This window comes from Clostridium sp. HGF2, assembly GCF_964240115.1.
GTDB lineage: Bacteria > Bacillota_I > Bacilli_A > Erysipelotrichales > Erysipelotrichaceae > Clostridium_AQ > Clostridium_AQ innocuum.
The window spans coordinates 114,507-132,490 of record NZ_CAXSSO010000001.1 but is presented as its reverse complement, the minus strand read 5'-3'; the positions used below and the strand labels follow the sequence as shown (position 1 = coordinate 132,490).

Genomic DNA, 17,984 nt, shown 5'->3' with positions numbered 1-17,984 from the left:
TATAGCTGCCTTCGTTTTTACAGCTTCTGTTTCATAAAAAGACAAGCTTTAAGCTATCGATTCGCTCCTGCTTACGGGGATACCTGTTTTTATTTTTGTACAGCTTTACCGTTGCATTTGTAAAAATGACATCTGCAATCCTGTGCAAATGCCATTGTTTTGGTTATGGTAATTCAATTTTTTGATATGCTTCCAGCGTATGCATCTCCAGCTGCTGTTCCTTTCTTTTGAGATCACGATAGAAAAACACCATCAGACACGGTCCCATGAGCGACCATGCAATCGGTTCCGCAAGGCACACACCGGTATAGCCGGTAAACGGGATCAAGGCAAAGGTTGCCGCTATTTTCACCGCCATTTCGATACAGCTGGAAATGATCGGACCCCTGCCGTTGCCCAGACCCTGCAATCCGTTTCGATAAATAAACAAGACAGCCAGGATGAAATAGAAGACACTGCTGATGCGGGTATAATAAGCCGCCAGAGAGATCACCTCCGTCTGCTTTGCATTGACAAGAAAGCCGATGAAGAAGTCAATGCACGTAAAGGATAAGAGAACCACAATACACACCCACAGAAAGCTGATCCAGACACTGGATTTCATACCGGCACGGATTCTGGAAAACCGCTGTGCTCCAAGGTTCTGAGAAACAAAGGTCGTATCGGCAATCGCAATGCTGATCAGCGGCTGCATAAACATTTCCACTACCTTGCGGGCTGCGGTATGTGCTGCGATCGTCACTTCTCCCAGGCTGTTTACTGCACTTTGCAATATGACAGAGCCTAGAGAAACGATTGAATTCATCAAGCCCATGGAAATTCCCATGGATAACTGCTTTCTCAGAATTTCACGCTCAACATGGAAATCCTCTTTTTTAACGATGAACATCGGATATTTCTTACGCATATAAAGAAAGCAGAGGATAACGCTTACCAGCTGTGCAATAACTGTAGCATAGGCAGCTCCTGCCACCCCCAGCTGGATGATTGCGATAAATATGTAGTCAAGAGCCACGTTGAGAATGGATGCTATGATTAGAAAATACAGTGGTGTCCGACTGTCTCCGATGGAACGCATCATACTCGCCATCATATTGTATGCCATAGTCACAAACAGTCCCACGATAATAATGGTCAGATAGGAATCCGCCATCCCCAGAATGGAGGATGGTGTCTGTAACAGATACAGCAGCGGCTTTTTCAACAGGATTGCGACAACAAAGATCACAACGACACTGATCATGCAAAGCTTGATACATCCCGCCGTGGCTTTTTTCATGCCCTCTTCATCACGCGCTCCATAATATTGAGCAATCATGATGGAAACCCCCATAGAAACACCGGTGCATAAACCAATGACCAGATTGGAAAGGGATGCACTCGCACCGATAGCCGCCAGTGAATTTACACCCAGAATCTGACCTACCATCATGGTGTCCGCCATGGTATAGAATTGCTGAAATACGTTGCCGAGTAAAACAGGTATTGCAAATGCCATAATCAGCTTCGTGACATTGCCCTGTGTCATATTTTTCATTTTATCACCTACAAGGTTTAATTTTATCATATTTTTCACAATAGGAATACAGGAATAGAAAAAAATACGGATGATAGCCTGATTCTTTTAAATCGCTAAAAGGAAAATTAAAAAATGCCGGAACTATACATAATTCGGCATCGTATTTATTTCTTTCACAAGATTGTGGTTTATGAAAAAGCTGCTTCATAGCATCAAATATGAGTATATGCAGCTTCCTATTCCTTCGCACACATCTGTTTACTTATATCCGTTTTTTCAGTTGTACGATCGATTAAGAAATCTAATCTCCCCTGTATGAGCAGCGCTGCTTCCTTGTTTCAGCACAATGGTATCACCTGTACAAAGAATTCAATGATTTTCGGCAGTGATTCTCTGGACAGGTACTCCTGAAACTGCATATATTCCCGGGAGTCGATAAAGCAGGTATTGGAGGATCGCAGATGGTATACGATATCCCCAACCGGATTTGTCCCCATCGCAATTTCACCATATGCAAGAGCGCCGATGGCAAATTTAAACCCGATGGAAATCGCACCGATACTGTATACACCGATAGCAATCGCACCGATGCTGATGTAGCCGATAGCCAGACAGCCAATGGCAAAGTAGGATAATGCAAGCGGACCGATGGCGAACAATAGCCCCAGTGTGAGCAGACCCAGACTGCATAGCCCCACGCTTAAAAGTCCGATGGAAATCACACCGACGGAAACATTTCCAATCGCAATAATTCCCTTGGCAACCCGCCAATAGCCTTCCTCCGTACGTCCTCTTCCAACATTGATATCCACAAGAGGAATTCCACAGATTGACAGCTTGGAGCGATACCGCTTTTCATACGTATAGCGGTTATGCACATAAATAACTTCCTTTTCCTTAACAACCTCTTTTTCCAGGGGGATTTTATTTCCCAGCAGCTCATCAATGCTGACCTGCAAGCTTCTGGAGAGTATTTTCAGATTCTCCATATCTGGATTGGCAGTACCATTTTCCCACTTGGATATCGCCTGCCGCGATACATCACACAGTGCTGCAAGCTCTTCCTGCGACATTCCTTTTTCTTTTCTTATTCGATATAAATTGTCTTTGAATTCCATACATTTTCCTCATTTCCTGATGACTGTATTCTATCAGTTTCTATGCTGTTTTACCATACTTCATACATTCCAAATCCGCAACCACTGGTAGCAAAACCGCCTTTTGCAGTTTTTTTGATTATAATCACCTAAAAACTCAAAGCTTTATACAAAAAGCAGACCTTCCATTTCATCTCCATCCGGCCTGCTTTTCTGCATTATCTTTTCTATCCTATATCTGATTTTATCATATCTGCTACAAGGCACCTTGCTTACTGTTTGAATTATTCGATATGATATCCAATCCTCTTTCTACAGTTATCAATGCCTGTGAAGAATGCCGTCGTCTTCTATTTGTCAGCCTTAAAGCGTTCAAATGACTCAGGTATTCCATATAGTCTTTTTTCTACCACTTGGCCAGCTTCAACAATCCCATGCATACCGCAAGTGTGGAGGCGATATATTGATGCCGGTTCCGTACTGCTCTCATTTTCTCATTTCTACCCATAAATACCTATGTGTGTCAATTTCCATCTATCATGTATATAAGGTGCAAATTTTTGCATTACCGGTACAGCGGCAGGCTCCCGCATAATCTGTTGATTTTCTTTTTATCACCATACAGGCCAATACCGAGGTAATGAAACTGATTCTCCGGCAGATTTTTTGCCTTCACAATCCAATCCTCATACACATTGCAGGTCTGTGCTGCATCACTGAAATCAACGATAATGACATCCTCATATTCCTGATCAAACAGCTGCCGACGCAACTCCTGAAGCTTTTCTGTTTCCATCTTCAGAATCGGAAGCGGTATTTGCAGAATGCCCATATGTATATTTCCATCCGCATCCTGAACATCACAGCCGATGGCTTCCTTCACCTTACTTCCCAGTGTCATCCCCAGCAGTGCCGCGGTATTTGCGGCAATTCCCGGTGCCAGTGATGCATCCATCACCATGACGCATTTTCTGTTTTTCTCCATACACGTTCTCCTTTACGATTCTGCGACAGCAGAAGACCCAATACAATCATCACGATACCAAGCACACCGATGATAGTGACCGTTTCCTTCAAAATCCATACCGATGCTAGCGTGGTGACAACCGGCACAGCATAGATATACACACTTGTCTGTACAGTACCCAGAATACGTACGGCACTGTTCCAGGAAACAAAGCACATCGCACTGGCTCCCAGTCCCAGAAACAGTATATTGGCAAAATTTAATCCCGTAAGCTGTTCCACCTTCGGCAGTTCCATGCCGGATAGCATAATAACCGGAAGCATGCACAGCAAACCGTAAAAGAAGATTCTGCGGGTCATCGGAATGGTTGTGTATCCAAAGCTGCTTATTTTCTTTGTTATCGTAGAATATAGTGCCCATACGATGGCAGCTCCCAGCGCAAGCAGATCACCCTTTGGATTTAATGCCAAATTCTGACTTCCCTCCAGGGAAATACAGAGAATTCCAGTCATGGCAATCAAAAAACCAATGAAAAAGCGTACTCCGGGACGTTTCTGTTTTAACAGCCAGATTCCGAAAAACATGGTGAAAAACGGTGAAACAGCCACGATGATACCAACATTGCTTGCCTGTGTGTAGGTAAGTGCTATATTCTCCATAAGAAAATACAGGGTAACTCCACAGAGTCCTGCCGCAAGAAAATACAGCTCTTCCTTTTTCTCTTTAACTCTGGTCAGCCTTGGAGCGACTGCCCATAAAGCCAGATAACCGATCATAAACCGAGTGAACAGTATCTGCAAAGGTGTAAAATCCCGCAGCAGCACCTTGGTTGAAATAAAGGTGGTTCCCCATATAAGAATAGTCATACACGCAAGCATATGACCCTTGATCTGCTCATTCATCCAATTCGCTCCTTTTCTGTGTGAATATACTCTGATACTGCTTTGGTGTTATACCGATAAAGCTTTTAAAGTAGTTTGTAAAATGGCTCTGATCGGAAAACCCGCAATCCAGCGCAAGCTTACCGATTGCTTCACCCTGTTCCAGCAGACGCTTTGCTTTTGCGATCCGAATGGATTGCAGATAACGATATGGAGAAACACCAACCTCTCTGGTGAACAGACGCAGCAGCTGATAGCGGCTCATCTTGCTAATCTTTGAAAGTGTATCAAGAGAAATGGATTCTTCATAATGCGTATCCAGATATTCCTTCATAGCCTTCACCGCTTCCGTAAGCTCTCTGCTTGCCTCTACTGGAACCATATGTTCTTCCAGCAGCTGTTCAATCAGAAAGTAAAAGGCCTCCTCACGTACCAGCAGACTGCTCTGTGATACGATAACATCATACAGCTCACGAATGGACAGTGCCAGCTCTGTCTGCGGAATCAGCGTATCCTTAAACTGAAGATGGATGTGTTTCCCGGTTATCTCCTTTACTGCCTTGTCCATGACATCTACAGGAACATTGATTGCACGATAATCCAGAACCTCTCCGGCTACCGGCGCACAATTATGTGTTTCACGCGGATTAAATAAAATAACATCTCCGCGCTGTGTATCATATTCCTGATTTCGACACCAGAGATGACGTTTTCCACCCTCCATAAATCCGATTACATAAAATTCATGAAAGTGAACAGGAAATTTCTGTACGATTCCACTTAAATTATACGCCTCGATCTGAAGGTCTTTATCATAATAGATGTGTCGCTGCTCCTGCAATGCTGCCATGCCCATTCCTTCTTTCTGTCGCTGTATGTATGGTAACATAAAAAAATGATATTCTCTTGTAAGATATTGCATCCGGATAAGCGCTGTAAAAGCTGTTCGTGTGCTGAAATGGCAGAAGTATGATGAAACCTGTGTCCTGCATCTTGCATGATGACCTGAAAGTTTGTGTGCCAATTGCCGCAGTACCTTACGAAAAGGCTTTGCATTTATACAGACGCACTTCGCATGGTCAAAGACATTTCACTGTCCTTAAATGCTCATTGTGGTTTATCAAAAGCTGTAGCCTTACTATTCTCTTTTTGCGCATCTATAGTATAGCATGGCTGCGGACGCAGAAACAGCGCAATTTGCACGCAGCCATTCTGCACACTGTGAAGCTGAAATAGAAAAGCATCATTATGAAAATTCCAGCGTGTTCAAAAACACTTTTGTGAATAAAAAGGAGGAAATTCTGACAATCTCCTTCCTGTTCCTTATTCTGCCAATCCCCTACGCTGCCGGTAATGCGCAAGCGCCCCCAGCAGATTGGCATCCTGCCGATACGTACAGCATTCCAAACGCGGTGTCAGTGTTGCAAAATCCAGCCCCTTCTGCAGCTTCTCATACGCTTCCATGATTCGCTGTGTAAAATCCCTTCGTGCACTGATTGCACCCCCAAACAGAATCATTTCCGGATCCAGCATATGCTGCACATTGAAGACACCAAAGGCAAGCTCCTCATAAAAGGTCTGAATAACCTTGCTGCACAGTTCATTTCCCTGCTGTGCTTCTTCAAAAATCCGCACACCATCCCATTCTTCCCCAGTCAAAGCCTCCATTTTGCGCACCATACTCGAAGTAGAGGCACACAGACTGAAATTTTGGACACTGCCGTCCGGCTGCTTTTCCAGCATCATTCCAAATTCACCGCCATAGCGATGCGCTCCATGGCAAATGTTACGATTTCTTACGATTGCACCACCCACACCGGTTCCAATCACCAGAAACGCCATATCCTGTATGTTCTTCGCCTTGCCGTAAAACAATTCCGATAATGCAGCACAGTTCGCATCATTCTCTATTTCACAGCACAGTCCCAGCTCCCTCTGTATCCTTTCCTTCCACGAAAAGCCGTGGATAAAGGGAACTGCACTGCTTCCGCCGATCACGCCGCTGTCACAATTCACTGCCCCGCAGGAGCTGATTGCCACACCGGACAAGTCGACACCCTGCATGGTGATATCCTTCTTATATGCTTTCATATATGCGAGCAGTCCCTCTATGTCTGCGCTCATAGGATAGGATCTGGTATGGAAAAGCCTTCCTTCCTCATCTGCCGCTGCACATTTCAGAGAACTTCCTCCGATGTCAAAACAAAGATACGTATCCATTAGAACCCCCGTTTCTCTGCCAGCTCGCGGAACCAGCAGCCACTTTTCTTTATCGTACGCTTTCCGGTTTCCAAATCAATAGAAATCAGTCCGTAGCGGTTTTTATATGCATTCAGCCAGCTCCAGCAGTCAATGCCCGTCCATACATGGTAGCCGATACAGTTACTGCCTTCCTCAATTCCCTTATGCAGCCAGGTAAGGTGCTCCTTATAGAAATCAATTCGGTAGTCATCCTCAATTCTGCCATCCTTGATAAACCGTGCTTCGTTTTCAACGCCCATTCCGTTTTCCGTTATCATCCATTCGATATTATCGTATTTGGTACGAATGTTGGTTGCGATATCATACATCCCCTTCGGATAGATTTCCCATCCGCGATAGGGATTGATTCTTCGGTTTGGCATTTCATAGAAATCATAGAAGCTCTCCGGCGTTATCATCGCTGCAGGGTCCACCGGTGTTTCCTTTGCTTTGACACGGATTGGCTGATAATAATTCACTCCGAGAAAATCCACGGTATTTTCCTTTATGACTGCAAGCTCGTGTTCCTCATAGTCCGGCAAAAGCGTATGCTCCTTCAACAGCTCCACCAGCTCCTTCGGATATACTCCAAAAACAGCGGGGTCAAGAAAGCTTCGAGCAGAAAACAGCTCTGCAATGCGGGATGCCTCGACATCCTCCTTTGCCTGACTGCTTGGATAATTCGGGGTCAGGTTTAAGATAATGCCGATTTTCCCATCACACATTGCATGGAAGGCCTGCACTGCTCTGGCACTGGCAAGTGCCGTATGATAAGCCACCTGTACAGCAGCCTTCATATCATGGCGGCATGGATAATGAAAGCCGTTCAGATACCCGCACTCCACATGAACGATCGGTTCATTGAAGGTGAACCAGCGCCGTACCTTTTTCCCATAGAGAGAAAAGCAGGTACGTGCATATTCCACATAGGCATCCACAACATGATCGCTTTCCCAGCCCCCCTGCTTTTGCAATTCCGCCGGCATATCAAAATGAAACAGATTGATCATAACCTCAATGCCTTCCTCATGAAAGGCATCAATGACATTATGATAATGTGCTGCGGCAAGCGGATTCAGCTCACCATCCCCTGTTGGAAACATACGGCTCCAGCTGATGGAAATCCGGCAGGAATTGTGTCCTGTTTCCTTCAAGAGTCGAATATCTTCCCGATACTGTGTATAGAATCCGGAAGCCTCCTTCGGTCCGATTCTGTCATGAAATTTCTCGGGCTCCTGTTCAAACCAGATATCCCATATATTTTTTCCTTTGCCATCAATGGCTGATGCCCCCTCGCTCTGAGTTGCGCTGGTGGCACTTCCAAAATAGAATCCTTTCGGAAATTGTAGCATAAGCTTCCTCCTTATAAAGTTATTTCTGTAAAGCACTACGGCATGCGCTTCCTATATCGTAAAACTCGTTTTCTTCATAATGCGGCAATACTATGCTTCCATACCGGAAATTATCTGCACCGGATTTTCTGCATAGCATGCGATGTTCCTATGTGAAAAATGCCGACTGCATCGAAGGCCCTCTCCATGGGAGAGAGCCTTTCTATGTGAAGCTGTAACAACTGCATATCTGCAGCTTTTCTATGTCTATTCCTTTCGATCCTTTAAAATCTCCTCTGTACTTGCCCAGTTTGTCAAAGCGTCGCTGTAGGTGCGTACATAATGGTAGTATAGCATATCGATCATGATTAAAATCGGTATCTGACCGGATATCATACCGGTAGACTCCTCCCCGGACAGCGATGAGGTATACAGAACAACATCACTGAGCTTTTTCAGGCGGCTGTTCTGATTTCCCAGAATGCTTACCACAAGAATTCCCCGTGATGTCAGCTCTGCGGCAAGCTCCTCCAGATAGGTATTCCCGCGCAGGGTGAAGATAAAAACCAGATCCTGCTTCTGCAATACCCGCGAGCTCATTTTGATGGCATCCTTATCATGAATGACCTCTATAAATTTACCGAGGCGGGAAAACCGGAAACGAAAGTCCTCTGCTGCAGTAGCACTCAGTCCGAATGCAAAGATGTTGATAATGCGATGCTCATAAATATAACTGCATACCTGTTCCATCGCCTTGGCATCAAAGTTTTGATCCACCATATGAAAGATGCGGAAATATTCACTCTGTAAATCCAATGAAATATTAGAAATCTGCGGCGCATTCTGCATATTCAGATGCTGCTCATACAGGTACATCAGCTCCTTGAAATTGTTCAGTCCGATTTTCTTGCAGAAGCGTGTAATGGAGGAGCTGGAAATAGAAAGCTCTCTTGCGAGCTCGTGAATCGTGAGCGGTTTTCTCCCGTCTGTGAAATATTGTGCAATCGTTTCTTCCACATAGGTGAAATTAACCTTTGCCAGATTGATTCTTAAAAGAATTTCCTTTTCCATATGCATTCCTCCATCGCTACCGGTATTATACTCTATTTCACGATGATTTTATAGGTTCTGATTTCCTCCGGCTGTATGTTTGACAGCGTCACAGGGTGTTGCTCAGCTTCACAGTCAGCGAGTGGCTCATGCAGCATATTCGTCTGCTGTATGGTTTCTCCTGTATAACACAGTGAATCTTCCTTTACCATCTCATTGCGACTATTATATACCCGCAGGATCGCCTGTTTATCATCCAGCGGATACAGGGAAGAAAATTGCAGGCAGTCACTTTTGTCCATATCGAGAATAGCGCTATGCAGAGGTTTTACCGCATTCGGATATGGGTGAGTGACAAAGTATTTCTGTGTGTTCACAAAGCGGTTGACCTCCTGCAGCTGATAAAACAGGACATCATTCGCATAGCGCAGCCATGTTTTCTGCACTTCCATAGCATCGTATCCATTCCGCAGGCACAGGGCAAAGGAGAAGCTCATGGTCTGCCGCAGCTCTGATTTCGGTGTCGGTATATATTTGAATTCGTTTCCGCTCGCAATTCCGGGACGGCGGTTCAAATCCGGACGTCCAAGCAATGGTACGCTGCGAAACAGTGTCAGTGCGATATCGGTATGCTTCAGGATTTCATATTCCTTTATTCCCTTACAGAAACAAGTCAGCACCTGATTTGTTCCATTCGATACAAGGTGCAGCATCGGATAAATCGGCGTAGGCTCCTCACGATAGCCAGCCTCCTTCCAGTCCTCCATGTGCTTGGGATCATGTGCTCTTTGAATGGTACCGAACGGGGTGTCCGCAATACTGCAGGATGAGCTGCTTAAACCACGTAAAATCACACGCATGCGATGCTCCATCGCCGTGTTGTCAATGGTCATTTCACATTGTAATACATCTGAGGCCTGATGCAGCTGTATACAAAGCGTATATGCGATATCCTGACTGCATTTCCCATCGGCACGCTCCTGCAAATTCTCGGGAAGCTGCCATGCTCCATGCAATACCAGCGTATCCGCAAGTGCTCCATGCTTCCATTCTGCCTGTGCATCCTGAAAGTGAAGCGTATAGATATGGTCAGGCGCCGGCCAGGAGTAATCATAGGTATCTCCCTCATCTCCGCTGTCCTCTACATACAGGAAATCCTCAACAACTTTCCCGTTTGCTTTGTCCAGCAGTCGCAGACTGCCGTTTTCCATGGTAATCTTATAAAATGTATTTTCAAGAGCACTGCATTCCTGCAGCTGTTCCGTGCGCTCACATGCTTCCAGATGCAGTATACGCATACTCATTGGCTTCATAGTCATGGCAATACGGATATCACTCTGATAATAATACAAATCCTCATCGTATACAGACGGGTCCCTGCGTATGCTTCCGCTGTATACACGCTGCGTCCCAAGACAGTCATAAACAACCTCACAGCCGGCTTCATCCACAATACGGAAGTGCCTTGCTTTCGTAGATACAGACACTTGGTATACATCATCTCTAGTATATGGCAGCGTATTATAGAACACCAGATCCTGTTCACGGATTCCCTCGATGGATTCACTCAGCTTGCGTACCTGATAATCCAAAAGCATCGAGCTCATCTGATCACAGTCCCTTAATCTTTGCAGGATGGCATCGTTGGTAGCATCACTGTTACAGCCGCAGGCACTGTCATGCGCATGGTTTAAAAGCACCTTCTTCCACAGCTTCCTCAGGAGTGAGGTTTTGGGTTTGATCCCCATCTGCATCTGCATAACCATAAATGGCTCCAGCTGATAAATCATGCGTCGTTCAATTATATCATTCAGCTGTTTATGATCATAGCGTGAGGAATAAATGGAGTGGTGAATCTTGGAAACGGAGGCATCAATAAACTCGCCCGTAATCTGCGGCAGTCCTTCCTCCTCTCGCAGCTCTTTAAAGAAGCTTTCCAAATCGCTTTCAAAATATTGAATATCATGTGTGGAGCGTTCATTGTAATAGCTCAGACGCTCCTGCAGATTGAAATCCACATAACGCTGATCCCCTCCCAGAGGAAGCAGCTGATGGGTTGTGGAGGCACCGTTTAAAACACGATTTTCCACCTTGTCCACATCATCGGTGTAAATCAGATTTCCACCATAGAAGTATCCGTCCCGGATATGATAGCACAGCACAGCACTTCCATCTGTATTGTGCCAGTAAAACTCTCTTTGTTTACATACATCATTGGGAACTCCTCTCCAGAACAGAGCTTCGTGAATATCAAAGCCGTTATACAGCTTGGGCATATCCTTGCTTTGTCCAAAGGAATCCGGCAGATAACCGATCATCATACAGTTACCCAGATCTCTTGCATAGCTTATCCCATACCACAGATTTCTCGCAAGGCTTTCTCCACTGATAATCAGTTCATCGCTCTGAGTGTACCAGGGTCCGATCATCAGCTTTCCTTCTTCTACCAGCTTGCGTACCACGGGCTCTTTTTCAGGCATCATATTCAGATATTCCTCCAGAATACTCACCTGAGAATCCAGTAAATAGGTCTTCAGTGTTCCGCTTTCCAGTGCGGAAATCACCTCATCCATGTGATAAATCAGCTGTATGATGGATTCACTTGCGGTAAAATACCATTCATAATCCCAATGTGTATGAGAATACACATGCATTTTCTTCATAGCTATCTATCGCTTACAGCTCCACTGCAGCAATTACCTCATACAACGCATCAACATCGGTTCCGCTTTTCAGTGCCGCTCGAAATTCCTCACTGATCATTTTGCGTGCCAGCCTGCTCAGAATACGCAGATGCACATCACCGCCATCCTCTGGAATCGTAAGCCCCAGTGCCACCTGTACAGGCTCCCCATCCAGCGCATTCCATGCAATCGGATGTTCAAATTTCACAAGGAAGATTCCCGGCTTTATGCAGGTCGCATGCTTGCTGTGCGGTATAGCGATCCCATCCTGAAAGCCGGTTGTCGCCTCTTTTTCACGCTCACACATACCTTCAAAATAAGTATTCTCATTCTTTACAAAGCCTGCTTCATATGCTGCGTGTGCAATCACATGAAAGGCTTCCTTTTGTGTTTTCGCTTCTGTATCAAACTGAATATGATGCCTGTCAAATACACTCTTATCCATAACTGCCTCCTGTTACTCGTTTTCTTCTACAACCGGTTTTCGCCAGAAGCCGATAATCAATGCCGTTACCACAATCCCTGCCAGTACACAGAGAATCCAGGTGATAAAGGGTATCGGCTGTTCGATATATCCGATAAAGGTTCCTAGCGGTGATCCGATACCGCCATAAAATTTACAGCCTGTCAAAGCTACCAGACCTCCTGCCAGTGCAGAGCCTGCCACACTTGCTGTAATCATCTGTAACGGATTGGCTGCAGCGAAGGGAATCGCCCCTTCTGTTACACCGACCATTCCCATGCCGAAGGCGCTTGTCGCAGAAATCTTTTCAGTTTTTGAGAATTTGTTTTTGAAAATCACAGATGCCAGCCAGATACCAAGCGGCGCAACGGAAATCGCCGCCTGTGTGGCACTCTGCGGCACGAAGTTAGCACCCTGTACACCGTATTTGGTCATTGTATCCGTAAATACGGCTGTTCCGAAAATCAATGCCGTCTTATTTACCGGACCGCCGAAGTCAAAGCCGACCATTGCCCCAATGATTGCCCCGATAATGAATGGAGCTGCCGCATATTGTTCATTCAGTGTTGTCAATCCGCTGTATAATGCATCCATTGCGAATGCAATCGGCTGACCGATCAAAAACAGAACGATAATCATAATCACCAGAGTGGATACGAACGGAATAATCATAATACCGGTAAGTGGCTGCACGATTTTCGGCCAGGGAATACGCTTCATCCCCTTTACAAAATATCCTACGATGAATGCAACCAGAATCGCAGACAGGAAACCACCGCCTGTCTGTGTTCCCAGAAATTCAGGATCGTTGGCAATATAGGCACCAATCATAGCCGGAGCGATTGCCGGTTTATCTGCGATGGATTTCGCAACAAAGCCTGCGAACAGTGGAATCATCAGCTTGAAGCCTGTCTGTCCCACCATGAACAGCTTCTGCATAAAGTAGCCCATCGCTGTTTTATTATCAAAGCCCCAGTTTACAATTCTCCCCAGATCGTCCTTCTGAAATGCGAATACATTCGCAATCGCCAGCAGTAGACCTGCGGCAATACACATCGGTACCATGTAGGAGATACCACTCATAATGTGTTTGATGATTGGATTTTCTGTTTTCCCCAGTGTGATGTTTCCTGCCTTGCTTCCTTTTTCGCCATACAGCGTCGCCTCATTCAAAGCACGCTCAATCAATGCATTGGCATCCTTGATTGCATCCACGCTTCTTACCTTCATGACACGTTTTCCGGCAAAGCGGGCACAATCAATATCAATATCAGCTGCCACGATGACAACGTCTGCCTGTTTGATTTCCTGTTCACTCAGAACGTTTTCCGCTCCGATGGACCCCTGTGTTTCTACACGTACAGAATCTCCGCGTTTTTTCCCTGCCTGCTCCAGGGATTCCGCAGCCATGTACGTATGTGCAATACCTGCTGCACAGGCTGTAATTGCTACAATATGCTTACTCATAAGTTTTCCTCCTATCAAGTTCTCGTATAGTATATCCTGTACTTTTTTTAATGTAAACACTTACAGTCCATTCAGGGTGCAGTATCCTTTTTTCTTAAACTGATGAAACTAATTTCACTGTAAACGGTTGTATTTTGTGATTTTTCACGTAAATTATCAGATAATTTGCTCAATAGAATAATTTTATGAAATTTTTATCCATTTATTTCTACTATATGAATTTTCATTTTAATAAGTAAGGGCTATGCATACATCCTAAAGCATAGTCTGTTTCATCATTCACCATAATGTTGACGATACCGATTTTCATGCCTGCTATTTCGGGTATATCTAATTGATTGCGGGGATAAAGTTCCCCTTTCCATTCATTGGATTACCATATAATGCTAAATATAGCTTTGATTCATTGAAAAAAGTCATGGAACGTTTACCCGCTCGCATGACTCTGTTTTACTATTCCTTATGTTCGTCGTAATCGTTTTTAGTCAGCTCTTTTAAGGCTGCATCAAAATCAATATCCGCCTCCTTTGAATCCTGTACGTCTTCGTGGACTTCCTTAGCAGTATCTTCCTGTGTAATGCCTGCCTCCAGATCCTTCAGCTTCTGCTCGGCCGCTTTGGCTTTTGCTTCCGCTGCACGTACTTCATCCTCAGGAGAAATCAGCTTACCGTAATTCATCAGATTGTAAATCTGTTCGCTGGTGATGGTTTCTTCCTCAATCAGCGTTTCTGCAATCAGTGTCAGCAGATCCTTGTTATCCTCAATAATCTGTTTTGCACGATCGTAGCATTCATTGATAATCTTACGGATTTCCTTGTCGATTTCATATGCAATCTCACCGGAATAATTGCTTCCGCTGCCATAATCTCTGCCCAGGAATACATTTCCGGTACCATCATCATACTGAATCGGTCCCAGAGAGGACATACCCCAGCTTCGTACCATAGCCTTTGCAATTTTTGTAGCCTTCTGAATATCATTGCTTGCTCCGGCAGATACTTCATCAAACATAACCTCTTCAGCAACACGTCCACCCATTAAGCCGGTGATCTGTGCCATGAAGTCTGCCTTTGTCGGCATCATTTTTTCTTCCTTCGGTGTCATCAGGTTATAGCCGCCTGCTTCACCACGCGGAATAATCGTAACCTTTTCCACCTTGTCTGCGTCATCCAGCTTCAAGCCGATAACAGCGTGTCCTGCCTCATGGAAGGCTACCAGGCGTTTTTCTCTGTCTGTATATTTCTTGGATTTCTTGGCAGGCCCCATCATAACACGGTCAATAGCCTCGTCAAGATCCTCCATTGTAATTACCTTACGTTTATCACGTACGGCTAATATAGCACCCTCATTCAACACGTTTTCCAAATCGGCACCTGAGAAGCCCGGTGTCCGCTTTGCCAGACCCTCCAGATTTGCATTCGGCGCCAGCTTTTTGTTTCTTGCGTGAACCTTCAAAATTTCATAGCGTCCGCGCTTATCCGGCAGGTTCACTGTAATCTGGCGATCAAATCGTCCGCTTCGCAGCAACGCAGGGTCCAAAACATCCGGACGGTTGGTAGCCGCAATGATTACAATACCCTTATTCTCACCCATACCATCCATTTCAACAAGCAGCTGGTTCAGGGTTTGTTCACGCTCATCGTTTCCACCGCCCATGCCGGCTCCACGCTGTCTTCCGACGGCGTCAATCTCATCAATAAAGACGATACACGGTGCAGTCTGCTGTGCTTTTTTAAACATGTCACGGACACGGCTCGCACCGGTACCGACAAACATTTCAACGAAATCAGAACCGGAAATAGAGAAGAACGGTACATCTGCCTCTCCTGCTACTGCCTTGGCAAGCAGCGTCTTACCGGTACCGGGAGGACCTACCATCAGCATGCCCTTCGGAATACGGGCACCCATATCTGTGAACCGCTTTGGATCCTTCAGATAGTCGATGATTTCCTTAACCTCTTCTTTTTCCTCATCACAGCCCGCAACATCTTTGAAGCGAACCTTGATATTTCCTTCGATCTTTGCACGGGATTTACTGAATTCAAATGCCTTATTGTTTCCTCCCGCGTTCATTTTAGAAAACATGAAGAACGCCACACCTGCAATCAGCAGGAACGGGAACACATTCATCAGGAATTTCATTAACAGGCTTTCCCTGTTTGGATCGCTTACTGTTAAATTGGTACTCTTGCTTTTTTTGAATACGTCTGTCAGATAGGAAACATTCTTTTCCGTATTTGGCACACGAACGGTGAAGTTTACATCTTTGCCTTTCTCACTATACGACCCTTTTACATCAATAACGGTAGTTCCCATTGACATTTCCGCTTTGGTGAATGTCATGGTATTTGCCTTTGTCATAAATTCGTTATAGTTAAAGTTTTTTGTATTACCCTCTGATCCATAGGAAATCAGAAGCAGCATAATACCAAGGACTAAGATATAAGGTAGAAAGCTTATAAACTTTTTATTGTTCATTCAATCGTCCTCCTAACGTTTTATTTGTATACTTCAGGTTTCAGTACTCCTATATAAGGCAGATTGCGGTAATGCTGGTCATAATCAAGACCGAAGCCCACAACAAATTCGTTGGGTATCTCAAAACCTACATAATCTGCAGTTATATCTACAACACGACGATCCGGTTTATCTAACAGAGAAACGACTTTTACATCGCTTGCCCCTTTGTTTTTCAACAGACGTGTCACTTCCTTCAGCGTGCGTCCGGTATCAACGATATCCTCCACAAGCAGAATCGGTACGCCCTTTACTGAACAGTCCAGATCCTTGACAATTTTAATATCTCCGATGGACTCTGTTCCTTCATAGCTTGATACATCCATGAAGTCAAACTGGATATCCAAATCTATATGCTTAATCAGCTCTGCAAGAAAAGGAACACTTCCCTTCAGTAAGGCTACCAGCAGCGGTGCCTTCCCTGTTTTGCGGTAATCATCACTGATTTGTTTTCCTAATTCCATACTTCTTTTTACGATGTCTTCCTCGGACACCAATACTTTTTCAACTACGTCGTGCATGCAAAATCCTCCTAATACAGCTATCTACTATTTTAACACAAATAGCGTAGGATTGTTAGAAAAATGTGCAATATCACAGCCAATTTTAGGCACCAGAATCACATTTCCCGCAGCATTCACAACAACCGGCCATAATTTGCGTTCCTTTTTGGGAATTTTGCGGTCTATGAACCAGCGGTTCAGCTTTTTTACGCCGAATCGAAGCTGTATGGCGTCCTGCGGCTGTGCATTTCTTATGGTTATCGGCCAGTCTGTTTCCTGCAGAGTAACCGCCTCAACCCCTGTTCCGTGAGGAGCTGTTTCAAAGTACGGGGTTTTCTCAAATACTGCATAATCGTATACATAGGAATAGCTGATTTCCTCACTGATATCAATTACCAGCTTTCCGTATTCACTGTATATATCATACCCGCCGGCGATATCGCGTGTCCAATAGTTTGCATTGTTCATAATCAGCTCCCGCAGCACCTGAATTTCATGCATGGACAGATAACAGCTGCATGTATCATGAATCCAGGTGATCAGCACCTGTTCCAGAAAATAGCTGTCCAGTACCCGCAGTTTTTTCAGACTTCCGTCCCAGCTGTTTAAAAACGCACGGCAATCTGCACGCAACTGCTGCATGCGCATGTTTTCCCGGGAAATGGTTTCCATCAGCGTTTCTTTTTCCTTTTCCGACATTCTATCCACAATCTCATGCCGGATTCTGTTTCTTGCATAGTGATCCGTAAGGTTGCTTTCGTCAATTCCAAAAGGCACGGCATTCTCTCTACAGTATGCTTCCAGTTCCCGTTTGCTATACGCCATTAGCGGACGGATGATTGTACAGCCCATGATGCATGCTTCCTCCTGTATACCGAGATATTCCTTCATACTACCACGCTCTTTTGCCATCAGATAGGTTTCCAGATGGTCATCCAAATGATGTGCCAGCAATACGGCAGCCGCCTGATACTTCTGTAAAAGCTCGCGATACATACGATAGCGCTCTTCTCTGGCAAACGCCTGAAAGTTGCCCACACAGGGCTTTGTCTGCAGTTTCGCTTCGAAGGGAATATGAAAACGTGCACAATAGCTGCGCACCAGTTCCATATCCCGATCCGCCGTATCACGCTTCTTATAATTCATATGCGCGACAACCAGTTGGAATCCTTCTTTTCTGCACATATCCAGCAATGCCATAGAGTCCGGGCCTCCGCTGACACCGATGATATAGGTTCCTTTTTCCAGTTTCTTCATTTGTTTC

14 protein-coding genes are annotated in these 17,984 nt (G+C 45.0%); all 14 read right to left on the bottom strand.

All coding sequences use genetic code 11. From position 1 onward, the window contains the following. Window positions 1-163: 163 nt before the first annotated feature. The 14 genes from ACESPQ_RS00610 to tilS all read right to left on the bottom strand — a co-directional run bounded on the left by ACESPQ_RS00610 (window position 164) and on the right by tilS (window position 17,977). Window positions 164-1,537, bottom strand: a complete 1,374-nt coding sequence (locus ACESPQ_RS00610; protein WP_022300592.1) for an MATE family efflux transporter — start codon at window positions 1,535-1,537, stop codon at window positions 164-166. 320 nt (window positions 1,538-1,857) lie between these two features. Next, complete coding sequence (locus tag ACESPQ_RS00605) at window positions 1,858-2,637, bottom strand: helix-turn-helix domain-containing protein (RefSeq protein ID WP_109769891.1); 780 nt, start codon at window positions 2,635-2,637, stop codon at window positions 1,858-1,860. A 544-nt stretch (window positions 2,638-3,181) separates the two neighbouring features. Next, a complete protein-coding gene (locus ACESPQ_RS00600) occupies window positions 3,182-3,601 on the bottom strand; it encodes a DUF2000 domain-containing protein (protein WP_022300594.1) in 420 nt (139 codons plus the stop codon). Continuing rightward, window positions 3,571-4,485 (bottom strand): DMT family transporter, encoded by a 915-nt coding sequence (locus tag ACESPQ_RS00595; protein ID WP_373143763.1) that lies wholly within the window; start codon window positions 4,483-4,485, stop codon window positions 3,571-3,573. Before ACESPQ_RS00595 ends, ACESPQ_RS00600 begins: the two co-directional genes overlap by 31 nt. Beyond that, complete coding sequence (locus ACESPQ_RS00590) at window positions 4,478-5,314, bottom strand: helix-turn-helix domain-containing protein (RefSeq protein ID WP_373143762.1); 837 nt, start codon at window positions 5,312-5,314, stop codon at window positions 4,478-4,480. The genes ACESPQ_RS00595 and ACESPQ_RS00590 overlap by 8 nt, the downstream gene beginning before the upstream one ends. A 473-nt stretch (window positions 5,315-5,787) precedes the next feature. Beyond that, window positions 5,788-6,684 (bottom strand): ROK family protein, encoded by an 897-nt coding sequence (locus tag ACESPQ_RS00585; protein WP_373143761.1) that lies wholly within the window; start codon window positions 6,682-6,684, stop codon window positions 5,788-5,790. Next, complete coding sequence (locus ACESPQ_RS00580; RefSeq protein ID WP_373143760.1) at window positions 6,684-8,057, bottom strand: glycoside hydrolase family 1 protein; 1,374 nt, start codon at window positions 8,055-8,057, stop codon at window positions 6,684-6,686. Before ACESPQ_RS00580 ends, ACESPQ_RS00585 begins: the two co-directional genes overlap by 1 nt. 246 nt (window positions 8,058-8,303) lie before the next feature. Further along, window positions 8,304-9,107, bottom strand: coding sequence for a MurR/RpiR family transcriptional regulator (locus ACESPQ_RS00575; protein ID WP_118003110.1), 804 nt, complete (start codon window positions 9,105-9,107; stop codon window positions 8,304-8,306). Between the two features lie 32 nt (window positions 9,108-9,139). Continuing rightward, on the bottom strand, window positions 9,140-11,749 hold the full coding sequence (locus tag ACESPQ_RS00570) for a glycosyl hydrolase family 38 (protein WP_373143759.1): 2,610 nt from the start codon (window positions 11,747-11,749) through the stop codon (window positions 9,140-9,142). Between the two features lie 13 nt (window positions 11,750-11,762). Further along, a complete protein-coding gene (locus tag ACESPQ_RS00565) occupies window positions 11,763-12,215 on the bottom strand; it encodes a PTS sugar transporter subunit IIA (protein WP_109769894.1) in 453 nt (150 codons plus the stop codon). Between the two features lie 12 nt (window positions 12,216-12,227). Continuing rightward, window positions 12,228-13,700 (bottom strand): PTS fructose transporter subunit IIC, encoded by a 1,473-nt coding sequence (locus ACESPQ_RS00560; protein ID WP_008816362.1) that lies wholly within the window; start codon window positions 13,698-13,700, stop codon window positions 12,228-12,230. Between the two features lie 453 nt (window positions 13,701-14,153). Next, window positions 14,154-16,178: an ATP-dependent zinc metalloprotease FtsH gene (ftsH, locus tag ACESPQ_RS00555; RefSeq protein ID WP_002606332.1), complete on the bottom strand. Its 2,025-nt coding sequence runs from the start codon at window positions 16,176-16,178 to the stop codon at window positions 14,154-14,156. 20 nt (window positions 16,179-16,198) lie between these two features. Beyond that, a complete protein-coding gene (gene hpt, locus ACESPQ_RS00550; protein WP_002606333.1) occupies window positions 16,199-16,738 on the bottom strand; it encodes a hypoxanthine phosphoribosyltransferase in 540 nt (179 codons plus the stop codon). Between the two features lie 27 nt (window positions 16,739-16,765). Further along, the gene (gene tilS, locus ACESPQ_RS00545; RefSeq protein WP_081615984.1) at window positions 16,766-17,977 is read right to left on the bottom strand and encodes a tRNA lysidine(34) synthetase TilS; all 1,212 of its coding nucleotides are present in this window, start codon (window positions 17,975-17,977) and stop codon (window positions 16,766-16,768) included. Window positions 17,978-17,984: the final 7 nt, after the last annotated feature.